This window comes from Salipiger sp. (assembly GCF_059781815.1).
Window position 1 is genome coordinate 1 of sequence record NZ_JBYNAH010000086.1, and the last position, 18781, is coordinate 18781.

Annotated in this window: 18 protein-coding genes; 3 read left to right on the forward strand and 15 right to left on the reverse strand. The window is 68.1% G+C overall.

Annotation, left to right across the window (positions count from 1 at the left end):
• Positions 1–150: 150 nt before the first annotated feature.
• The 6 genes from ftsA to AC6RA4_RS11825 all read right to left on the reverse strand — a co-directional run bounded on the left by ftsA (position 151) and on the right by AC6RA4_RS11825 (position 7107).
• The gene (gene ftsA, locus AC6RA4_RS11800) at positions 151–1482 is read right to left on the reverse strand and encodes a cell division protein FtsA (RefSeq protein WP_500160495.1); all 1332 of its coding nucleotides are present in this window, start codon (positions 1480–1482) and stop codon (positions 151–153) included.
• Positions 1479–2378 carry a cell division protein FtsQ/DivIB gene (locus tag AC6RA4_RS11805; protein ID WP_500160496.1) on the reverse strand — a complete coding sequence of 300 codons (900 nt, stop codon included), beginning with the start codon at positions 2376–2378 and terminating at the stop codon, positions 1479–1481. Before AC6RA4_RS11805 ends, ftsA begins: the two co-directional genes overlap by 4 nt.
• A complete protein-coding gene (locus tag AC6RA4_RS11810; protein ID WP_500160498.1) occupies positions 2366–3280 on the reverse strand; it encodes a D-alanine--D-alanine ligase in 915 nt (304 codons plus the stop codon). Before AC6RA4_RS11810 ends, AC6RA4_RS11805 begins: the two co-directional genes overlap by 13 nt.
• Before the next feature lie 152 nt (positions 3281–3432).
• The gene (murB, locus tag AC6RA4_RS11815) at positions 3433–4377 is read right to left on the reverse strand and encodes a UDP-N-acetylmuramate dehydrogenase (protein ID WP_500160499.1); all 945 of its coding nucleotides are present in this window, start codon (positions 4375–4377) and stop codon (positions 3433–3435) included.
• 58 nt (positions 4378–4435) lie between these two features.
• Positions 4436–5875: a UdgX family uracil-DNA binding protein gene (locus AC6RA4_RS11820; protein ID WP_500160501.1), complete on the reverse strand. Its 1440-nt coding sequence runs from the start codon at positions 5873–5875 to the stop codon at positions 4436–4438.
• Complete coding sequence (locus AC6RA4_RS11825) at positions 5875–7107, reverse strand: putative DNA modification/repair radical SAM protein (protein WP_500160502.1); 1233 nt, start codon at positions 7105–7107, stop codon at positions 5875–5877. Before AC6RA4_RS11825 ends, AC6RA4_RS11820 begins: the two co-directional genes overlap by 1 nt.
• 96 nt (positions 7108–7203) lie before the next feature.
• On the opposite strand from AC6RA4_RS11825, the gene AC6RA4_RS11830 reads away from it, so the two are divergent.
• The gene (locus tag AC6RA4_RS11830) at positions 7204–7938 is read left to right on the forward strand and encodes a glutamine amidotransferase (RefSeq protein ID WP_500160503.1); all 735 of its coding nucleotides are present in this window, start codon (positions 7204–7206) and stop codon (positions 7936–7938) included.
• Between the two features lie 76 nt (positions 7939–8014).
• On the opposite strand, the gene AC6RA4_RS11835 is transcribed toward AC6RA4_RS11830, so the two are convergent.
• From AC6RA4_RS11835 to AC6RA4_RS11850, 4 genes are all read right to left on the reverse strand, one after another.
• Positions 8015–9793: an SLC13 family permease gene (locus tag AC6RA4_RS11835; protein WP_500160505.1), complete on the reverse strand. Its 1779-nt coding sequence runs from the start codon at positions 9791–9793 to the stop codon at positions 8015–8017.
• A 163-nt stretch (positions 9794–9956) separates the two neighbouring features.
• Positions 9957–10769 (reverse strand): TIGR00282 family metallophosphoesterase, encoded by an 813-nt coding sequence (locus AC6RA4_RS11840; protein ID WP_500160506.1) that lies wholly within the window; start codon positions 10767–10769, stop codon positions 9957–9959.
• 70 nt (positions 10770–10839) lie between these two features.
• Positions 10840–11550 (reverse strand): VCBS repeat-containing protein, encoded by a 711-nt coding sequence (locus AC6RA4_RS11845; RefSeq protein ID WP_500160507.1) that lies wholly within the window; start codon positions 11548–11550, stop codon positions 10840–10842.
• Positions 11551–11554: 4 nt separating this feature from the next.
• Positions 11555–11878: a 2Fe-2S iron-sulfur cluster-binding protein gene (locus AC6RA4_RS11850; protein WP_500160509.1), complete on the reverse strand. Its 324-nt coding sequence runs from the start codon at positions 11876–11878 to the stop codon at positions 11555–11557.
• Positions 11879–12090: 212 nt separating this feature from the next.
• Here AC6RA4_RS11850 and AC6RA4_RS11855 point away from each other — a divergent pair, with 212 nt between their 5' ends.
• Positions 12091–12624 carry a peptidoglycan-binding domain-containing protein gene (locus AC6RA4_RS11855; protein ID WP_500160511.1) on the forward strand — a complete coding sequence of 178 codons (534 nt, stop codon included), beginning with the start codon at positions 12091–12093 and terminating at the stop codon, positions 12622–12624.
• Positions 12625–12636: 12 nt separating this feature from the next.
• Here AC6RA4_RS11855 and AC6RA4_RS11860 read toward each other — a convergent pair whose 3' ends face one another.
• Positions 12637–13011 carry a VOC family protein gene (locus tag AC6RA4_RS11860; RefSeq protein WP_500160512.1) on the reverse strand — a complete coding sequence of 125 codons (375 nt, stop codon included), beginning with the start codon at positions 13009–13011 and terminating at the stop codon, positions 12637–12639.
• An 85-nt stretch (positions 13012–13096) separates the two neighbouring features.
• Positions 13097–14497: a Do family serine endopeptidase gene (locus tag AC6RA4_RS11865; RefSeq protein WP_500160521.1), complete on the reverse strand. Its 1401-nt coding sequence runs from the start codon at positions 14495–14497 to the stop codon at positions 13097–13099.
• Between the two features lie 324 nt (positions 14498–14821).
• Between AC6RA4_RS11865 and AC6RA4_RS11870 the strand changes: the two genes are divergently transcribed.
• Complete coding sequence (locus AC6RA4_RS11870; protein ID WP_500160513.1) at positions 14822–16315, forward strand: methyl-accepting chemotaxis protein; 1494 nt, start codon at positions 14822–14824, stop codon at positions 16313–16315.
• 314 nt (positions 16316–16629) lie between these two features.
• On the opposite strand, the gene AC6RA4_RS11875 is transcribed toward AC6RA4_RS11870, so the two are convergent.
• The 3 genes from AC6RA4_RS11875 to hflK form a co-directional block, all read right to left on the reverse strand.
• Positions 16630–16821: a DUF2065 domain-containing protein gene (locus AC6RA4_RS11875; protein ID WP_500160515.1), complete on the reverse strand. Its 192-nt coding sequence runs from the start codon at positions 16819–16821 to the stop codon at positions 16630–16632.
• Positions 16818–17861 (reverse strand): protease modulator HflC, encoded by a 1044-nt coding sequence (gene hflC, locus AC6RA4_RS11880; RefSeq protein ID WP_500160517.1) that lies wholly within the window; start codon positions 17859–17861, stop codon positions 16818–16820. Before hflC ends, AC6RA4_RS11875 begins: the two co-directional genes overlap by 4 nt.
• Before the next feature lie 2 nt (positions 17862–17863).
• Positions 17864–18781 (reverse strand): FtsH protease activity modulator HflK (gene hflK, locus AC6RA4_RS11885; RefSeq protein ID WP_500160519.1); only part of this gene is annotated, 918 nt, incomplete at its 5' end.

The following is an 18781-nucleotide window of genomic DNA, read 5'->3' on the forward strand; positions in this document are numbered from 1 at the left end:
GAGGCATGCTTTCAGCATGACCGATGCGCGGCGGCCTGCGGCCTTGATTCCGCGCTGACGCGGAGATCCCCTCAGAAACGAAAAACGCCCCCGCAGCATCCTGCGAGGGCGTCGATCTATCCCACAAGGCCCGAGGCCCCCTGCCCCAGCTCACCAGTTGTCGCGGAACCACTTCACGGCGCGCTTGAGGCCGCCGGAGGCATACCTGTCGACCGGGATCTCGAAATCCCACCACTCGTCCTGCGGATGCGCCGCGAAGAGGCAGAGACCCACCGCGCTGGCAAAGCCCGGACCCGTCGCCGCCTGCGGCAGGCCATGGACGCGCATCGGGCGGCCCAGCCGCACCTGCGAGCCGAGGATGCGGCTCGCCAGACCGTCGAGCCCGGGGATCTGGCTCGCGGCGCCTGTCAGCACGATCTGCTGGCTCGGCAGGTGATCGAAGCCCGCCGCGTCGAGCGAGGCGCGGACCTCCTCGAGGATCTCTTCGACCCGCGGGCGCATGATGCCGATCAGCTCGGCGCGGCTGACCTGGCGCCGGTCGTGGTGCCAGTCGCCGGTATCTCCCGAGATCTCGATCATCTCGCGGTCGTCCATGCCGGTGGCGACGACGCCGCCATAGAAGGTCTTGATGCGCTCGGCCATCGCCATCGGGATCTGCAGACCCATGGAAATGTCGCCGGTCACGTGGTTGCCGCCCATCTGCACCGCGTCGGCATAGATCATGTGCTTCTTCATGAAGATCGACACGCCGGTGGTGCCGCCGCCCATGTCGATGCAGGCCGCGCCGAGCTCCTGCTCGTCCTCGACCAGCGCCGAGATCCCCGAGGCATAGGCCGAAGAGGCAAGCCCCGCGAGCTCGAGATCGCAGCGCTTGACGCAATGGGCGATGTTCTGGATCGCCTGCGCGTTGATCGTCAGCATGTGCATGTCGGTGGCCAGCGCCCGGCCGATCTGGCCGCGCGGATCGTCGAGCCCCGAGCGGTGATCGAGCGCGAAGTTCACCGGCTGGGCGTGCAGCACCTCGCGCCCCACCCCGAAATCGGGCACGTCGCAGGCCGAGAGCACCCGCGCCACGTCCTGCTCGGAGACCATGGTGCCGTCGACCTCGACCTGTCCCGCAAGCCCGTAGCTGCGCGGCTCGGCGCCCGAGAAGCAGACGATGACGTGATCGACCCGGATCGCGGCCATCTTCTGCGCCGCCTGCACGGCGGTGCGGATGGCGCGCTCGGTTTCGCCCATTGCGGCGATCTCGCCGAACTTGACCCCGCGCGAGCGGGTCGTCGCCGCCCCGATCACCCGGAAGCCCGACTGCCCGGCCAGCGAGCCGACCCCGTCGTCGAGGATCTGCTCGTTGCCGTCGAAGCGTAGCACCAAGCAGGCGATCTTCGAGCTGCCTACATCGAGGATCGCCACGACGCCGCGCTGCATCGCCGCCTTGCGCATGTTGCGCATCGCGCGCTGGGATTCATAGAGCTCGATCATTGTTTTTGTTCTCCGGTCTCCATGGCCTTGATCCGCCAATATTGTTCCACTGCCCCGCCCTTCAGCCGCAGGGTCGGACGGCGCGGCAGACGCAGGTCCACCGCCGCAATGTCACGCCCCAGCATGTCGACGGCCGCGTCCATCGCCAGCGCCCGCTCGAGCGCGCGCACCGCGCCGGTCTCGGGCAGCATGATGCGCTGGCCGCGATCGAGCACCACGTCCCAGCGCCGCTCGCCCATCCGCACAAGCCCCCGCAGACGATCGGTCAGCGGCGCCGCCGCGCGGATCAGCGCCATCGCCTCAGTCACGTGCCCGTCGGCGCCGCGCCCGGCGATCACCGGAAGGCCCGGCCGCTCGGAGCGCCGCACCGCCGGCCCCACATGCACGCCCTCCATGTCGAGAAGCTCGAGCGTGCCGGCATGGCGCCACAGCGCCACCGGCACCCGCTCGGTCACGTCGATCTGCAGCACCCCGCCCTGCCGGATGCGCAGATCGGCGGATTTCACCGCGTCGAGCCCGGTGATGGTCTCGCGCATGTGGTCGAGGTCGAGGTCGAAGGAGCTGATCGGGAAATCCAGCGGGATGATCTCGCGGATGTCGTCGGAGACGCCGCTGCTGGCGCCGTCGATGGCCATCAGGTTGACCATGAATTCGGGCCGGGTCTGGATGGTGTTGCGGATCTCGGCATAGGTGTCGATCACCTGCATGCGGTGCTCCTCGTAGGAGAAGTACCAGCTCGCCCCGCCGAAGCCGATCACCGCCGGGATGCCGACCCGCAGGGCGAGGCGGAAGAGCGGTGTGAGCATGAGGCGCTCGAGGCGGTATTTCAGCCGCGACGGCGCGGGATCGGGGCGGTTGATCTGGGGATGGGTCTCGGTCTGGCTCACCGGTTGCACGAGGCGTCCTCCACCATCCAGCGCATCAGCGCGCCAAAGGAAATGCCGCAATGCTGGGCCTGTTCGGGCACCAGCGAGGTCGGCGTCATGCCCGGCTGGGTGTTGGTCTCGAGCAGGATCAGCCCGTCGAGCCCGCGGCTCTCGTCCCAGCGGAAATCGGTGCGACTGACGCCTCGGCAGCCAAGCGCCTCGTGGGCGCGCAGCGCGTAGTCGAGGCAGGCGTCGAAGATCTCCGCCGGCACATCGGCGGGCAGCTCGTGCCGCGAGCCGCCTTCCTTGTACTTGGCGTCGTAGTCGTACCAGCCCTCGGTGATGATGTCGGTGACGGTCAGCGCCCGGTCGCCCATCACCGTGGTGGTGAGCTCGCGCCCCGGTGCGTAGGTCTCGACCATCAGCGTGTCGGGCATGTCCTCGGCGATGCGCGGCGGCGTGTTGGCACCCTCCTGCACGAGGTAGACGCCGACCGACGAGCCTTCGTTATAGGGTTTGACCACATAAGGAGGCGCCATCATGTGGCGCGCGGTGATCTCGGCCTTGCTCGCCAGCAGGCTCTCGACCACCGGAAGCCCCGCGGCGCGGAACACCTCCTTGGAGCGTTCCTTGTCCATCGCCACCGCCGAGGCCAGCACGCCGGAATGGGTGTAGGGTATCCCCATCCACTCCAGCAGCCCCTGCACGCAGCCGTCCTCGCCCCAACGGCCATGCAGCGCGTTGAACACGACATCGGGCGCCAGCGCCTCGAGACGCTGCGCCAGATCGCGGCCGGCATCGACCTCGGTGACCTGATAACCTTCTGCCCTCAAAGCGGCGGCACATTCCCGCCCGGAACTGAGAGACACCTCGCGTTCAGCAGAGGGGCCACCCAACAATACCGCCACTTTCGGGTTTGCCCTGCTCGACATCCCCAAAACCGCCTCGAAATCACGGGGCTTTCTGCCCCTTTTGTTCTGCTTCAGGACTCATAGGCCCGGCAAACCGGACCCGTCCTGCGATGTTCGACAGCTTGCTCTTTGATCGGCGAGCCGCCGTGCCTGTCACGCGCCGGTTGTCGGCGTCATTTCTGCGCGAGTTCACCGACCCGCATGATTTCCCAATGTAGCTCTATTCCACTGTGTTGGAAAACCTTTTTTCGAACTTCTTCGCCAAGACCCTCAAGATCGGCCGCCGTTGCCTCTCCTGTGTTCACCAGAAAGTTGGAATGCTTGGGCGACATCTGCGCGCCACCAAGGGTTGCGCCGCGCATCCCGGCATCATCAATAACCTTCCACGCCTTGAGATCGTGCACGTCATCCTCGCGCCCGGTGGAGCTGAAGCCCGCCGGGTTGCGGAAGGTCGAGCCGGCGGTGCGGTCCTTGGTGGGCTGGGTCTCGTCGCGCTTCTTCAGCTGCGCGTCCATGCGCGCCTCGAGTTCCTGCGGATCGCCTTTGAGCCCCTCGAACACCGCGCCGGTGATGACGCAGCCCTCGGGCAGCTCGCTGTGGCGATAGGAGAGCGCGAGGTCGTCCTTGGTGAGCGTCACCATCTCGCCTTGCCGGGTCACCGCCTGTACCTCGATCAGGTGGTCGGCCACGTAGGTGCCATAGCAGCCCGCGTTCATCCGCACCGCGCCGCCGATGCTGCCGGGGATGGTGCGCAGGAAGGTCAGGTCGACGCCCTCCGCCGCCGCCTTGCGCGCCACATGCGCGTCGAGCGCCGCCGCACCGGCAGTCACGCGGGTGCCGTCGATCTCGATGCCGTTGAAGCCGCGCCCGAGCCGGATCACCACCGCCCGCAGCCCACCATCGCGCACGATGAGGTTCGAGCCGACGCCCATCGGGAAGACCACCCGCTCCGCCGGCAGCTCGCGCAGGAAGTGCTGCAGATCCTCAAGATCGGCCGGCTGAAACAGCAGGTCCGCCGGCCCGCCCACGCGCAGCCAGGTGAGATCGGAGAGGCTCCGGTCCGGGGTCAGCCGGCCACGGACATCGGGAAGGGTGTCGGAGGGATGTGTCTCGGTCATGGCGCCGTTCTGCCCTGCCCCGCGGCCCCGGTAAAGCCCCTGTAAGGCCCCTGCGGTATCAGGCGGCGGGATCGGGGTCCGCAATCAGCACGGCGGCGCGGCGCAGATCCGCCTCGAAGGCCGCCTCGGCAGCACCGCGCGCGCCCTCGGGCAGGCGCAGGAGATAGGACGGGTGCCATGTCACCATCACCGGCGTGCCATCCGGCGCGCTCTCGAGCGTGCCGCGCCGCGTGCCGATGCGGCGGCCATCGCCGGTCAGGCTTTCCGCAGCACTCGCCCCCATGGCGAGGATGAGCTTCGGACGCACCAGCTGGCGCTCCATGTCGAGCCACCAGCGGCAATGGGCGATCTCGCCCGAGTTCGGCGACTGGTGCAGCCGCCGCTTGCCGCGCGGGGCAAACTTGAAATGCTTCACCGCGTTGGTGACATAGGCCCGGTCGCGCGCCAGCCCGGCGCGCTCGGCCACCGCGTCGAAAAGCTGCCCCGCGGGCCCCACGAAGGGCCGCCCCGCGAGATCCTCCTGATCGCCGGGCTGCTCGCCCACGATCATCAGCGCCGCATCGAGCGGGCCTTCGCCCGCCACCGGCTGGGTCGCGTTCTGCCACAGCGGGCAGCGCCGGCAGCCCGCCAGCCCCGAGAGCAGCGCGTCGCGGTCGCCCACCGGCGCGGGCGCTGCGGGGGCGCGCAGACGGTCGGTGATGCGCTCGGCCCGCACCGGCGGCAGCGTCGGTGCCGCCTCGGCCATCGCCTGCGCCCGCGACTGCGCTTGCGCGATCATCTCGGGGATCAGCGCCGTCTCGGGCATGTTGCGCCAGTATTTCTTCGGCATCTCCGCCTGCATCGCCTTCACCTTGAGCCGCGCGGGGTTGAAGATGTTGCGGAAATAGGTGCGCCAGAGATCCTCGGCGGCATCCTCGGGCAGATCGGGCCGCGCCTCGGCGGGGGCGAAGCGGATCTCGAACCCGTCGTAATGCGCGGTGAGGTCAGGCGTGAAGATCGACCAGTCCATATCGCCGAAGCGCTTGGCAAAGAACGGCGCGGTGAGCTCGAGAATGTAATGCGTGGGCTCGAACCAGGCGGCAAAGCGGCGGCGCGGGGCGACGGGATCTCCGATCTCGCGGAAGCGCACGAAGGCGGTCATCTTGTGGCGGTCGCGGCTGACCTCCTTGGCCATCCGCCGCAGCCGGTCGATGCGCGGGTCGCCGCGATCCTCGAGGAGGCGGCGGTTGTGCCCCAGCGCCCAGAGCAGCGCGTAGAGCCGGGCAAAGCGCTCGGGATCGCTGTGCCAGACCACCAGCCGTGCGAGATCGACGAAACCCTTGGGCACCGTTACCGCCCCGCCCCGCACCGGAGGCAGCGCCTCGGCAAAGAGATCGGCCTCCGCCGCGCCGCGATGCCAGAGCACCTCCTCGGGCGGCACGCCGGCGCCCAGAAGCGCCCGCGCCTCGTCGCGCCAGGCCTCGAAGGTGCCGATCTCCGGCAGCACGACCCGGCGCATCAGATGAGCTGCAACTGCTCGGGCGGCGGCGCGAAACGCGCCCGCAGATCGGCGGCGTCGAGCCCGCGCGGGCGCCAGTCGAGCGCCGTCAGGAAGGGCCGCGCCTGCTTGAGGTTGACCCCCATGCGGCGCAGATCCTCGTAGCGCAGGGTGCGGTGCCGGCGCGTGGCCAGGATGCGCCCGACGCTCTTGGTGCCGACGCCGGGAATGCGCAGCAGCAGCTCGCGCTCGGCGCGGTTGACGTCGATCGGAAAGCGGTGCCGGTTGGCCAGCGCCCAGGCGAGCTTTGGGTCGATCTCGAGATCGAGATGGCCGCCCCTGGTGGCCGAGGCGATCTCGCCCAGCTCGAAGCCGTAGAAGCGCAGCAGCCAGTCGGCCTGGTAGAGCCGGTGCTCGCGCATGAGCGGCGGCTTGATCAGCGGCAGCGCTGCCGAGCTGTCGGGGATCGGCGAGAAGGCGGAGTAATAGACCCGCTTCAGCCGGTAGCTGGAATAAAGCCGCGTCGAGGTGCCGAGGATGGTGGTGTCATCCGCCCCGTCGGCGCCCACGATCATCTGCGTCGACTGGCCGGCGGGGGCAAAGCGCGGCGGGCGCTTGCCGGTGAAGCTGCGCTCCTTGCGGGCCTCGCGCGAGAGCCGCACATCGGCCATCGCCTTGCGGATCTGCGCCGGGTCCTTCTCGGGGGCGTAGGATTTCACCGCCCCGTCGGTCGGCAGCTCGACATTGATCGACAGCCGGTCGGCATAGAGCCCCGCCTCCTCGATCAGCTCGGGCGCGGCGTCGGGGATGGTCTTGAGGTGGATGTAGCCGCGAAACCCGTGCTCCTGCCGCAGGGTGCGGGCGATGCGGACCATGTCGGTCATGGTCTCGTCGGGGCTGCGGATGATGCCCGAGGACAGGAACAGCCCCTCGATATAGTTGCGCCGGTAGAACTCCAGCGTCAGCGTCACCACCTCCTCGGGCGAGAAGCGGGCGCGCTGGACGTTGCTGCTCACCCGGTTCACGCAATAGGCGCAATCATAGATGCAGAAATTGGTCATCAGGATCTTGAGCAGGCTGATGCAGCGCCCGTCGGGCGCGTAGGCGTGGCAGATCCCCGAGCCGGTGACCGAGCCCAGCCCCTTGCCATCACGCGAGTCGCGCTTCTGCCCCCCGCTCGAGGCGCAGGAGGCATCGTATTTTGCCGCGTCGGAGAGAATCGCGAGCTTCTGTTCGAGAGTGAGTCGGGCCATGCGTTCATGATATGTTCTTCAAGGTGGGGCAATCAAGCGGGGGGCCGATCACATCTGCGCTTTGCGGATCGGGCACGGCGGGCTAAAGCCTTGCGCATGAGCCGTTTCCTGATCCTGCAGCTGCGCCCCGAGGCCGAGGCCAGCGACGACGAGTTTGCCGCCTTCCTTACCAAGGGCGATCTCTCCCCCGACCGGGTGCACCGCATCCGGCTCGATTGCGAAGAGCTGCCCGAGGGGCTCGACCCGCGCGACTACGCGGGCGTGATCGTCGGCGGCGGCCCGGGCTGCGTCTCGGACCCGGCGGAGAGGAAATCGGCGGTGGAGGCGAAGATCGAGGCGGCCTGCCTCTCGCTGATGCCGGCGATCACCGCCGATGACGTGCCTTTCCTCGGCTGCTGCTACGGCATCGGCATCCTCGCGCATCATCTCGGCGCCGAGGTCGGCAAGGCGCGCTATGGCGAGCCGGTGGGCGCGGTGACCTGCACCCGCACCGAGGCGGGCACGACCGACCCGCTGCTCGAGGGGCTGCCCGAGCGGTTCGACGCCTTCGTTGGCCACAAGGAGGCGGTGCAGCACCTGCCCGAGGGCGCGGCACATCTGCTCAGCTCGGGCCCCTGCCCGTTCCAGATGATCCGGCATGGCGACAACGTCTATGCCACGCAGTTCCACCCCGAGGCCGATGCGGCGGGGTTCGAAACCCGCATCCGCATCTACCGCCACAAGGGTTATTTCGACCCGTCCGAGGCGGATGACCTCATCGCCATGTGCCGGTCGGCGGATGTGACCTGGCCCGAGCAGATCCTGCGCAACTTCATCCAGCGCTACGGCTGAGCTCAGGCTCAAAAAATCTTAGCTAAGATTTTTGGCCAAGATTTTTAGGACTAAGAATCTTGGCCCGGCGCCGCGTTCAGAGCGGCCAGATCAGCGGGATCAGAAGCGCCGTGAGCACGCCGACGCTGAGGTTCAGCGGCACGCCGACCTTGAGGAAATCCGAAAACCGGTAGCCTCCGGGGCCATAGACCAGCGTGTTGGTCTGGTAGCCGATGGGCGTCGCGAAACTGCACGACGCCGCCACCATCACCGCCACCACCAGCGGCCGCGGATCGATGCCCAGCGCCTGCGCCAGCGAGATGGCGATCGGCGTCACCACCACGGCGACCGCGTTGTTGCTCACCGCCTCGGTCAGCACCGAGGTCAGCAGAAACACCGCCCAGACCAGCAGCGGCGCCGGCAGCTCCTGCATCAGCGGCGCCACCGCGCGCACGATCAGCTCGACCGCGCCGGAGGCGTCGAGCGCCGCGCCGATGGCCAGCATGGCAAAGATCAGCGCCAGCAGCCGGCCCTCGATGAAGGAAAACGCCTCGTCGGCGTCGATGCAGCGCGCCAGAAGCACCACCGCTACCGCGATCACCGTCAGCGACAGGATCGGCGCCACGCCCAGTGCAGCGAGGATCACGATGGCCGCCATCCCGCCGATGGCGATGGGCGCGTGGCTGCGGCGGAAGGCGCGGGCCGAGGGGTGCGAGACGTCGACCAGCTCCATCTCGTCGGCGAGGCGCTTGATGTCCTCGGGCGCGCCCTCGAGCAGCAGCGTATCGCCGACCCGCACCACCAGATCGTCGAGCTTGCGCCCGATATTCTGGTTCCGGCGGTGCACCGCCAGCGGGTAGACCCCGTAGCGCCGGCGCAGGCGCAGCGCGCCGAGCGAGCGGCCGACCATCTTGCATCCCGGCGAGATCAGCACCTCGACGGTGGTGGTCTCGCGCGCCGAGATCTGGTCGACCCGCTTGAGTTCCTTGTTGCGCTGCAGGCTCAGAAGCTCGGTCATCTGGGTGCGCAGAACCACCCGGTCGCCGACCTCGAGCGTGACGCCCTGCAGGTTGCGCCGCAGCGACTCGTCGCCGCGCACCACGTCGATGAGGCGCACGCCCTCGCGCTTGAAGAGCTGCACGCCCAGCACGTCACGGCCGATGAGGTTGCTGTCGGGCGGGATCACCGCCTCGGTGAAGAATTTCATCCGCGACCGGTCCGACAGCATCCCGGCCATCGAGTGCCGCTCGGGCAGCAGGAAGCGGCCCGCCACGACGAGGTAGAACATCCCCCAGGCGACGAGGATGATCGCCAGCGGCGTGACCTCGAAAATGGTGAACGGCTCGAGCCCCGCAGTGCGGGCAACGCCGTCGACCAGCAGGTTGGTCGAGGTGCCGATCAGCGTGGTGGTGCCGCCGAGGATGGCGGCATAGCTGAGCGGGATTAGAAGCTTGGACGGCTGCACGCCAAGCTGGTTCGAGATCTGCACGAAGATCGGCAGCATCATCACCACGACGGGCGTGTTGTTCATGAAGGCCGAGGCCACGATCACCACCGCCATGATCACCGCGATGGCCCGGCGCGGATGCTTGGCGACCTCGCCCTGGGCATAGCCGGCAAAGGCATCCAGCGCCCCGGTGCGCACCAGCGCCCCCATCACGATGAACATCGCCGCGATGGTCCATGGCGCCGGGTTCGACAGCACCGTCAGCGCCGCGTCATAGGGCAGCACCCCAAGCAGCAGAAGCACGGCGACCCCGCCGATGGCCACCACCTCGGTCGGGTAGCGTTCCTGAACGAAGAGCACGAACATGCCCACCACCGTCGCAATGGTGATGTAGGCCTGCGCCGTCTGGCTCAAGTCGAAGAATTGCATTCGGGAAATCTGCCTCTGCTCAACCCGGCACATACTGACAAAGCGCCGTAAAACTTCAAGCGCGACCGGCGGTCGCCGCAACTGGGTCCTCGTGCCCCGCAAGCGTCATCGAAAAAATACGTGGAATTGCCGGGCCGACGCAAACGACGCCCGCAGCATGGTTTCACGGCCCGATGGCCTCGAGCCGGCCGCCCTGCCGCACCATCTTGACGCGCTCGGCCTTGCCGGTGCGGTCGTCGGTCTCGACATAGAGGCCGCAGAGCGTCGCCTCGCCGAGGGCGGGCTGGAAGCGGGTCTTGCCCATGCCGGTGACGAAGCGGCGCATCGGCTCGACCTTGTCCATGCCGATGACCGAATCGTAATCGCCGCACATGCCGGCATCGGTGAGATAGCCCGTCCCCTTGGGCAGCACCTGCGCATCGCCGGTGGGCACATGGGTGTGGGTGCCGGCAACCACGCTGGCGCGGCCGTCGCAGAAATGGCCCATCGCCATCTTCTCCGAGGTCGCCTCGCAATGCATGTCGACGAGGATCGCCTGCGCCTGCCCGCCCAGCGGGTGCTTGCGCAGCACCGCGTCCATCGCCGAGAACGGATCGTCGAAGGGCCGCTTCATGAACACCTGCCCGAGCACCTGCGTCACCAGCACCTTGCGGCCACGCCGGTCGGTGAAGAGCCCGGCCCCGCGCCCCGGCGCCTGCTTGGCGTAGTTCAGCGGGCGGATCACCCGCGGCTCGCTTTCGATGAAGCTCAGCATGTCCTTCTGGTCGAAGGCATGGTCGCCCAGCGTCACCACGTCGGCGCCGGCCTCGAGGATGCCCTTGGCGTGCTCGCCGGTCAGCCCCATGCCGTTCGAGGCGTTCTCGCCGTTGACCACGACGAAATCGAGTTTCCACTCCTCGCGGAGCTTGGGCAGTCTTTCCGCGATGGCGGCCCGCCCGGCCCGGCCCATCACGTCACCAAGAAATAGCAGTCTCATGGGCGCATCCCTAAGCGCGCGCGGCGCGAAAGCAAAGCTTTCATTGTCCGGCAGGCGCGCATTCCCGGCCTCATCGACACGCCATCGCCCCGTCCATCGCGGCGGCGCTGTAGGCGCCGAGCGTCTTGCGCTCGATCCCTGCCGCGCTCAGGCGCGCGACGACGATGTGGCTCCAGTCGCCGCTGGCCAGCACCATCTCGGGCCCAGTGCCGCAATCGCGCAGCCCGCCGGCAATATACGCCCAGCCGATACGGTGGTTGGTCAGATCCCCGGCCGAGGCGACCTCGCGCAGGGCCTGCGCGCCCGGCTCCACGCGCCAGATCCGCAGCTGCTTGGCAAGGTGCGGACGGTCGATATAGGCCAGCTCGACCAGCCCGTCGCCATCGAGATCCGCCGCCCCCACCGGCGCCAGCCAGCGGTTGCGCTGGCCGATGAAGGGCGTGGCAGCGAGCAGGCCGTCGGCGGCGTAGAGCGCCAGCCGCGCGCCGCGGTCGAGATCGCTCTCGACCACCATCGCGGCCCGGCGGTCGCCGAGATCGACAAGGCGCGGCGCCAGATCCTCGAAGACGCGGGTCTGCGGCAGGCGGATCAGCACATCCGGCGCGCCGTCGCGGCTCAGGCGCAGGGCGCCCCACTCCACCGCATCGCCAAGCACGCCATGCGCGTAGCGCGTGGTGGGCTCGGCATAGGCGGCGCCGATCAGCTCCTGCGCCGCGGCCCCGCCGGCGGCCAGCCCCAGCACTGCCCATAGGGCAAGACGGGACAGCAGCCGGCGCGGCACGGGATCAGATCTGCTTTTCGGGAAGTTGCACCACGAGCCCGTCGAGCGCGTCGGTGACCTTGAGCTGGCAGGTCAGGCGCGACCGCGCCGGATCGGGCTCATAGGCGAAATCGAGCATGTCTTCTTCCATGTCGTCCTTGGCCGGCAGCTTCTCGACCCAGTCGGGATGCACGTAGACATGGCAGGTGGAACAGGCGCAGGCGCCGCCGCAATCGGCATCGATGCCGGGAACGTTGTTGTCACGGGCGCCTTCCATCACGGTCATGCCGTTGGCTACGTCCACCACGTGCTCGGTGCCGTCATGCTCGATATAGGTAATCTTGGCCATGGCCGGGTCGTCTCCATCGTCTCGAATTCGCCCCCTTTCCTAGTCGTCGCGCGCGGTCGGCGCCAGCCCATTCGCCTGCATAGGCAGCGAAACAGGCAGGAATGCCGCAGCGAAACGCCCAAATCCTCATCACTCCCTCGCCGCTTCCCTGCGGCGGCAATCGCCGCTACTCTGCGCCGCAAAACACAGCCCGATACGAAGGCCCCGAGCAGATGACCCGCACCCCCGCCCTGATCGCCGCGCTGGCGCTGGCTCTTGCCGCCTGCGATGCCCCCGAGCCCGCCAGCACCGTCTGGCCCGGAGAGGCCCCGCCCGAGCCCGAGCGCATGGCCGACGGCACCTGCCAGGCGCGCGAGGTGATCCCGGCAATCTATGAGGAGGTGATGGGCGAGGTGCAGGTGGTGCAGGCCGAGATCGCCGAGGACGGCACGGTGATCCGCCCGCCGATCTATCGCCGCCAGCCGGTGCCGCGGGTGGTCAGCCCGCGCGGCGAGCTGCGCTTCGAAGTGCCCTGCCCCGAGCTGGTGACGCCCGAACTGGTGGCCTCGCTGCAGCGCGCGCTGGCGGCCCGCAAATATTATACCGGCCCGGTGAGCTCTCAGATGGACAGCGCCACGGTCGCCGCGATCCGCACCTACCAGACCGAGCGCGGGCTCGAGAGCGGCCAGCTCTCGGTCGAGACCGCCCGCGCGCTCGGCCTCATCGCCGCACCGCTGGCCGAGATCGAGCAGCTCGGGGATTTCTGAGCCGAAGGCATGTCAGGCCTTAGGCGTCCCGCGCCAGGCCCGGCTCGACACCTGTACCGGATTGCCGGACGGATCCTTGGCGTTGCTGAAGACGTATCCCTCGGCCTGATGGATCGGGCCGAAGACCAGCCCGGCCTTCGCCGCCTCGGCGCGGAAGGCGGCCACATCTTCCACGTCGAAGACCAGCTTGACCAACGACTGCCCGGCCCGCTGCCCCTTGGCCGCCGGGTGCAGGAGCAGCGCGACGCCGCCCTCGGGAGGCCGGAGTTCGACGATCCGGTCGCCCGGCGCGTGCTGCGCCTCGTAGCCGAAGAACCGGCTGTAAAAAGCGATCATCTCGTCGCGTTTCCGTGTGTAGAGGACAAGCCGCCCGAGCGATCCCGTCATGTCCCGCCTCCTGCGCCCCGCCCCAGGGAACGCAAAAGGGCGGGTCCGAAGACCCGCCCTTCCGTGTCATAGCGTGACGTCAGGCTCACTCGCTGGCGTCGAGCGACAGCGCCACGAAGCGCGGGTCGCCGCCGCGGCGGACCAGAAGCAGGATCGACTTGCGGCCGGCCTCCTTGGCTTCCTCGATCTTCTCCTCGAGCTCGGAGATGCTCAGCACCTCGGCCTGACCGGCCTCGGTGATGATGTCGCCCGAGCGCAGGCCCTTCTCATAGGCCTCCGAGGTCTCGTCGACGCCGGTGACCGCGAGGCCGGTGGCGTTGGCGGCAAGGCCCATCTCGTCGCGCAGCTCCTGCGTCAGCGGGCTCAGGGTCAGGCCCATCAGCTCGGATTCCGCGGGCTCCTCCGGGGTCACTTCCTGGCTTGCCGGATAGGTGCGCTCGGCTTCCTCGCGGCGGCCCAGCGTGACCTTGAGGGTCTCGGTCGTGCCGTTGCGGTTGACCACCACGCGGACCGACTTGCCGACCTCGGTGTTGCCGACGATGCGGACGAGCTGGCGGGTGTCCTGCACCTCGCGGCCGTCGAAGCTGACGATCACGTCACCGGCCTGCATGCCGGCTTCCATCGCCGGGCCCTCGGGCACGTCGGAGACCATCGCGCCGTCAGTCGAGGCGAGGCCAAGCGCCTCGGCCATGTCCTCGGTCACGTCCTGGATGCGCACGCCGAGCCAGCCGCGGCGGGTTTCGCCGAACTCCTTGAGCTGGTCGACCACCTTGGTCACCACGTTCGACGCCATCGAGAAGCCGATGCCGATCGAGCCGCCATTGGGCGACAGGATCGCGGTATTCACGCCGATCACCTCGCCGCCCATGTTGAACAGCGGGCCGCCCGAGTTGCCGCGGTTGATGGCGGCGTCGGTCTGGATGTAGTCGTCATAGGTGCCCGAGAGCGCCCGGTTGCGCGCCGAGACGATGCCGGCGGAGACCGAGAAGCCCTGCCCCAGCGGGTTGCCCATCGCCATCACCCAATCGCCGACGCGGGCGTTGTCGCTGTTGCCGAAGGAGACGAACTTCAGCGCCTCGTCGGCCTCGACCTTGAGCAGCGCGATGTCGGTGTTGGGATCGGTGCCGACCAGCTCTGCCGGCAGCGTGAAGCCCTCGAAGAACTCGATCTCGATCTCGTCCGCGCCCTCGATGACGTGGTTGTTGGTGACGATGTAGCCGTCTTCCGAGATCACGAACCCCGAGCCCAGGGCCGAAGAGCGGCGCGGGCGGTCGCCCGGGCCGCCGTTGCGGTCCTGGAACTCACGGAAGAAATCCTCGAAGGGCGAGCCCTCGGGGACGATGCCCTGCGGTCCGGTGCGCCCGGCCACCGTGGTCGAGGTGGTGATGTTCACCACCGCCGGGCTGATGCGCTCGGCGAGCTTGGCAAAGCTCTCGGGCGCGTTCTGGGCCGATGCCATCAGCGTCTGGGACACGATCAGGAACATCGACACAGCCGCCAGCCAGAACAGCCGAAGCGGGCTGGCGTTGTCGCGTGTCACTGCAAGTGCTTGCGGTTTCACCTGGAACTCCTTTTCTGCGGCAGCGGCCCGCGCAAAGCCCCGCGCGGCTGTCCTGCCTCCTCATGGTGAGGCTAACATAGGAGCGATTGCGCGCCACCAAAGAAAAGGTTGCAAGCCTTCAAGCGCATGTGAAAATCCGGTGATAGCGCTGAATGTCAAGAAATCACCCGTGATCTTCCCGCCGCCGTTGGGAAATTGGAAAGACTTCGCGCCTATAGCGTTGCCCGCGGAAACAGTGGACAGCGCCCCATGTCACAGGAAAAACTGGCACAATTCGGCCTGACCGACGACGATCTCGGGCTCTTGCGCGCGGCTGGAAAGCTGCTCCGCCCCGAGCTTGGAAAGGTGCTCGAAGGGTTCTATCGCCGGGCGCTCGACGATCACGCCTCGGCCGCCTTCTTCACCAGCGACGACCGCGTCGCCCATGCCCGCGCCGCGCAGGAGGCGCATTGGAGTCGCCTGCTCGATGCCCGGCTCGACGCGGAGTATTTCGCCTCGATCGACCGCATCGGGCGCACCCATGCCCGGATCCAGCTGCCGCTCGATCTCTACATGTCGGCCTATTCCGCCGCCACCTCCGACCTGCTCGAGCGGTTTCTTTCCAAGAGCGCCTGGCAGCTGATCGGCCCCCGTGCCGCCCGTACACGGCGGATGCTCGGCGTGCTCAACCGGGCCTTCGCGCTCGATATCGAGCAGGTCACATCGATCACCTTCCGGGTCTGGGGCGAAGAGCAGAAGATCGCGCTCGACCATCTGGCCACCGGCATCGGAGAGCTTGCAAGCGGCAATCTCGCCCACGCGGTGCCCGGCCCCGGCGACAGCGACTTCCCGAAGAAATACGACGAGATGCGTCTCGCGCTGAACGATGCCGCGCGCACGCTCGAAGGGCTGGTCGCGGGCATCGGCCGGTCGATGAACGCGCTGCAGGGCATCACCACGACGCTGGCCAGCTCGTCCGAAGACCTGTCGCGCCGCACCAGCAGCCAGGCAGCGTCGCTCGAACAGACCACCGCTGCGATGCAGATGATCAGCGACAGCGTGCGCGAAACCAGCGGCAAGACCAAGGAGACCGCCGCCTTCTTCGACCGCGCCCAAAAGGAGATGCGCGACAGCTCGCGGGTGGCCGGAGACGCCGCCGATGTGATGGGCCGGATCAAGGCGGAATCAGAGAAAATTGCCCAGATCATCGGCCTGATCGACGATATCGCCTTCCAGACCAACCTCCTGGCGCTCAACGCCGGGGTCGAGGCGGCCCGCGCCGGCGAGGCCGGGCGCGGCTTTGCGGTTGTGGCGGGCGAGGTCCGCAGCCTTGCCGCCAACTCCTCAGAAGCCGCGCGCGAGATCCGCATGCTGATCCAGTCGAGCGCCGAACAGGTCAATGACGGTGCGATCCTGGTCGAGAACGCGCGCAGCTCGATCGTGCATGTGGTCGACAGTTTCGACGAGATCTACCGCATCGTGAACGATATCTCGGACGCCACCAACGATCAGTCGATGGGGCTCGACGAGATCAGCCAGAGCATCGTCGATCTCGACCGCATCACCCAGAGCAACGCCTCGATGGTCGAGCAGAGCTCGAGCGCGATGTCGCGCATCAGCGCCATGGCGCAGGAGGTGCAGGGACAGATCTCGGGGCTGGTCTATCGCACGGACGACACGCCGGATACGGGCAGCGAGGGCTGGGCGCAGGAGCGGCTTGCGGCGGAGGCAGGGGACACGCAGGACCACGCCCAAGCAGGCTGAGCGGCCCCGCGCGCAGGGCGGTCCGGCCCGGCGGATGGCTGAGCGGGCGCAGGACGGTGCGGGGCGCCGCCACGGCGCTGGCCCGGGGCCGCGGCTGAGAACCGGCCTTGCGGCTTGCGGTCGGCTGCGTGCTGCGGCTCGCCAGCGGTGCAGGACAGACCGCGCCAAGGTGACGGTGGGACGGCAAGACGGCGCGTCGCCAAAACAGCGGGACGACAGGGCGGCAGGACGACAAGGCGGCGGGACAGAGGGACGACAGGGCGCGGGACAACAAGAAAGCTGGACGGCAAGACCGCGGCACGGCGGAGAACGCGTCAGCCGCGGAAGATCCAGAGCAGCAACAGCCCCGTGGCCACGGTCACGAGCCCCAGCGTGCGGCGGGTGTCGAGAGGCATCTGGCGCAGCGTCTCGAGCAGGCGCTCGACAAGCGAAGGGGCCAGTGCATAGACCAGCCCCTCGATGATGAGGACCATCGCGATCCCCGTTCCGATGTCTGCCGGCGTCATTGCGACACGGGCGCCGCGTCCTCTGCGGAAGCCGGAGCCTCCTCGGCCGCGGGCGCAGCCTCTTCGGCAGCGACCGGCGCCTCTTCGACCGCGGGCGCGGTCTCTTCGGCAGGCGCCGCGGCAGAGGCCTGTTCCTCGCTCTCAACCGCCGAAACAGGCGCCGGCGCGGCGCTGCCCTGACCGTTGAAATACTCGAAGAACTCGCTTTGCGGCGTCATCACCAGCGTCGAGTTGGAGCCCTCGAGCGCCGTCTCATAGGCCTGAAGCGACCGGTAGAAGGCGAAGAACTCGGGATCAGCACCATAGGCCTCGGCGAAGATCGCGTTGCGCTCGGCATCGGCCTCACCGCGGATCACGTTGGCCTCGCGCTCGGCTTCGGACTGGGTCTCGACCACCGTCCGGTCGGCCAGCGCGCGCACCCGCTGCGCCGCCTCGTTACCGCGGGCGATCTCGTCCGCCGCTTCCCGCTCACGCTCGGCGCGCATCCGCGCAAAGGTGGCCTCGAGGTTCTGCGACGGCAGGTTGGTCTGCTTCAGCCGCACGTCGACCACATCGAGACCCAGCGACCGGGCCGAGGCGCGGGCGTTGTCGCGGATGCGGTTGGTGAGCGCCCGGCGATCCTCGGAGAGGATCACGTCGGAGGTCACCTGATCGGCGCCGAGCACCTCACGGATCTGGGCGTTCAGGATGCCCGAGAGGCGATCCTCGGCGGTGCGCACACCGCCCACGCCCACGGCCTGACGGAACTGCACCACGTCGGCGATGCGGTAGCGCGCGAAGGCGTCGACCACGAGGCGGCGGTCATCCGACGGCGTGACCTCGATGGTGTCGGTGTCGAGCGACAGGATGCGGTCGTCGTATTTCACCACTTCCTGGATGAAGGGGATCTTGAAGGCGAGGCCGGGATCTTCCTTGACCGCCTTGATCTGGCCGAACTGCATGACCAGCGCCTTCTCGCGCTCGTCCACGACAAAGATCGAGGACAGGAACACGACGATCGCGACCACGATGGCGGGCAGGATGAATGTCGTCTTGCGCATGATCAGTTGCCCTCCGACGTCGCATTGCGGCTGCGGTTCAGCTCGTTGAGCGGCAGGTACGGCACCACGCCGCCCTCGCTGCCGGTGAGCGCCTCGTCGAGGATGGTCTTGTCGACATCGCCCAGCACGCGCTCCATGGTCTCGAGGTAGAGACGGCGGCGGGTGACCTCGGGGGCCTTGACGTATTCCTCGCGCACGGCGCTGAAGCGGCTGGCTTCACCGAGCGCCTGGTTGACCACCTGGGCGCGGTAGCCCTCGGACTGCTCGCGGATCTGCGCCGCCTGACCACGGGCCTCGGCGACCACGCGGTTGGCATAGGCGTCGGCCTGTCGTTCCAGCCGGTCGCGCTCCTGCTCGGCCGCCTGGACCTCGCGGAAGGCGTCGATCACCTCGCGTGGCGGGTCGGCGGTGTCGAGGTTGATGCGGACCACGTTGATGCCGCTGTCATATTCGTCGAGCGTTGCCTGGATCTGCTCCATCGCGGTGTCGGCGATGATGCCACGGTCGCGGTTGAGGATCGGGGCGAGGTTCGACGCGGCGATGATCTCGCGCATGACGGCCTCGGAGACCGCCTGAACCGTCAGCTGCGGGTCGCGGATGTTGAACAGCAGCTTCGACGGGTCCGAGATGTTCCAGACCACCTGGAACTCGATGTCCACGATATTGGCATCGGTGGTCAGCATCAGCCCGTCCGCATCGCGCCCGGCACCGATGGTCTCGGTGCGTTCGGAGGTCACGTTGACCACCTCGGCGGTGACGAAGGGCCACGGCGCGAAGTTCAGACCGGGATTGCCGGTCGAGCTGTACTTGCCGAGGAACAGCTCAACGGACTGCTCTTCGGGCTTCACCGTGTAAAAGCTCATGTAGCCCCAGAGGCCAAGCGCCACCAGCAGGCCCAGAAAAATACCACCCTTGCCGAT

Coding starts and splice junctions, on each gene's coding strand:
- AC6RA4_RS11865 (WP_500160521.1), bottom strand. CDS start 14,497: ATGTTCCTGATCGTGTCCCAGACGCTGATGGCATCGGCCCAGAACGCG.
- AC6RA4_RS11850 (WP_500160509.1), bottom strand. CDS start 11,878: ATGGCCAAGATTACCTATATCGAGCATGACGGCACCGAGCACGTGGTG.
- AC6RA4_RS11875 (WP_500160515.1), bottom strand. CDS start 16,821: ATGACGCCGGCAGACATCGGAACGGGGATCGCGATGGTCCTCATCATC.
- AC6RA4_RS11835 (WP_500160505.1), bottom strand. CDS start 9,793: ATGCAATTCTTCGACTTGAGCCAGACGGCGCAGGCCTACATCACCATT.
- AC6RA4_RS11820 (WP_500160501.1), bottom strand. CDS start 5,875: ATGCGCCGGGTCGTGCTGCCGGAGATCGGCACCTTCGAGGCCTGGCGC.
- AC6RA4_RS11825 (WP_500160502.1), bottom strand. CDS start 7,107: ATGGCCCGACTCACTCTCGAACAGAAGCTCGCGATTCTCTCCGACGCG.
- AC6RA4_RS11870 (WP_500160513.1), top strand. CDS start 14,822: ATGTCACAGGAAAAACTGGCACAATTCGGCCTGACCGACGACGATCTC.
- ftsA (WP_500160495.1), bottom strand. CDS start 1,482: ATGATCGAGCTCTATGAATCCCAGCGCGCGATGCGCAACATGCGCAAG.
- hflC (WP_500160517.1), bottom strand. CDS start 17,861: ATGCGCAAGACGACATTCATCCTGCCCGCCATCGTGGTCGCGATCGTC.
- AC6RA4_RS11810 (WP_500160498.1), bottom strand. CDS start 3,280: ATGTCGAGCAGGGCAAACCCGAAAGTGGCGGTATTGTTGGGTGGCCCC.
- AC6RA4_RS11830 (WP_500160503.1), top strand. CDS start 7,204: ATGAGCCGTTTCCTGATCCTGCAGCTGCGCCCCGAGGCCGAGGCCAGC.
- AC6RA4_RS11855 (WP_500160511.1), top strand. CDS start 12,091: ATGACCCGCACCCCCGCCCTGATCGCCGCGCTGGCGCTGGCTCTTGCC.
- murB (WP_500160499.1), bottom strand. CDS start 4,377: ATGACCGAGACACATCCCTCCGACACCCTTCCCGATGTCCGTGGCCGG.
- AC6RA4_RS11860 (WP_500160512.1), bottom strand. CDS start 13,011: ATGACGGGATCGCTCGGGCGGCTTGTCCTCTACACACGGAAACGCGAC.
- AC6RA4_RS11840 (WP_500160506.1), bottom strand. CDS start 10,769: ATGAGACTGCTATTTCTTGGTGACGTGATGGGCCGGGCCGGGCGGGCC.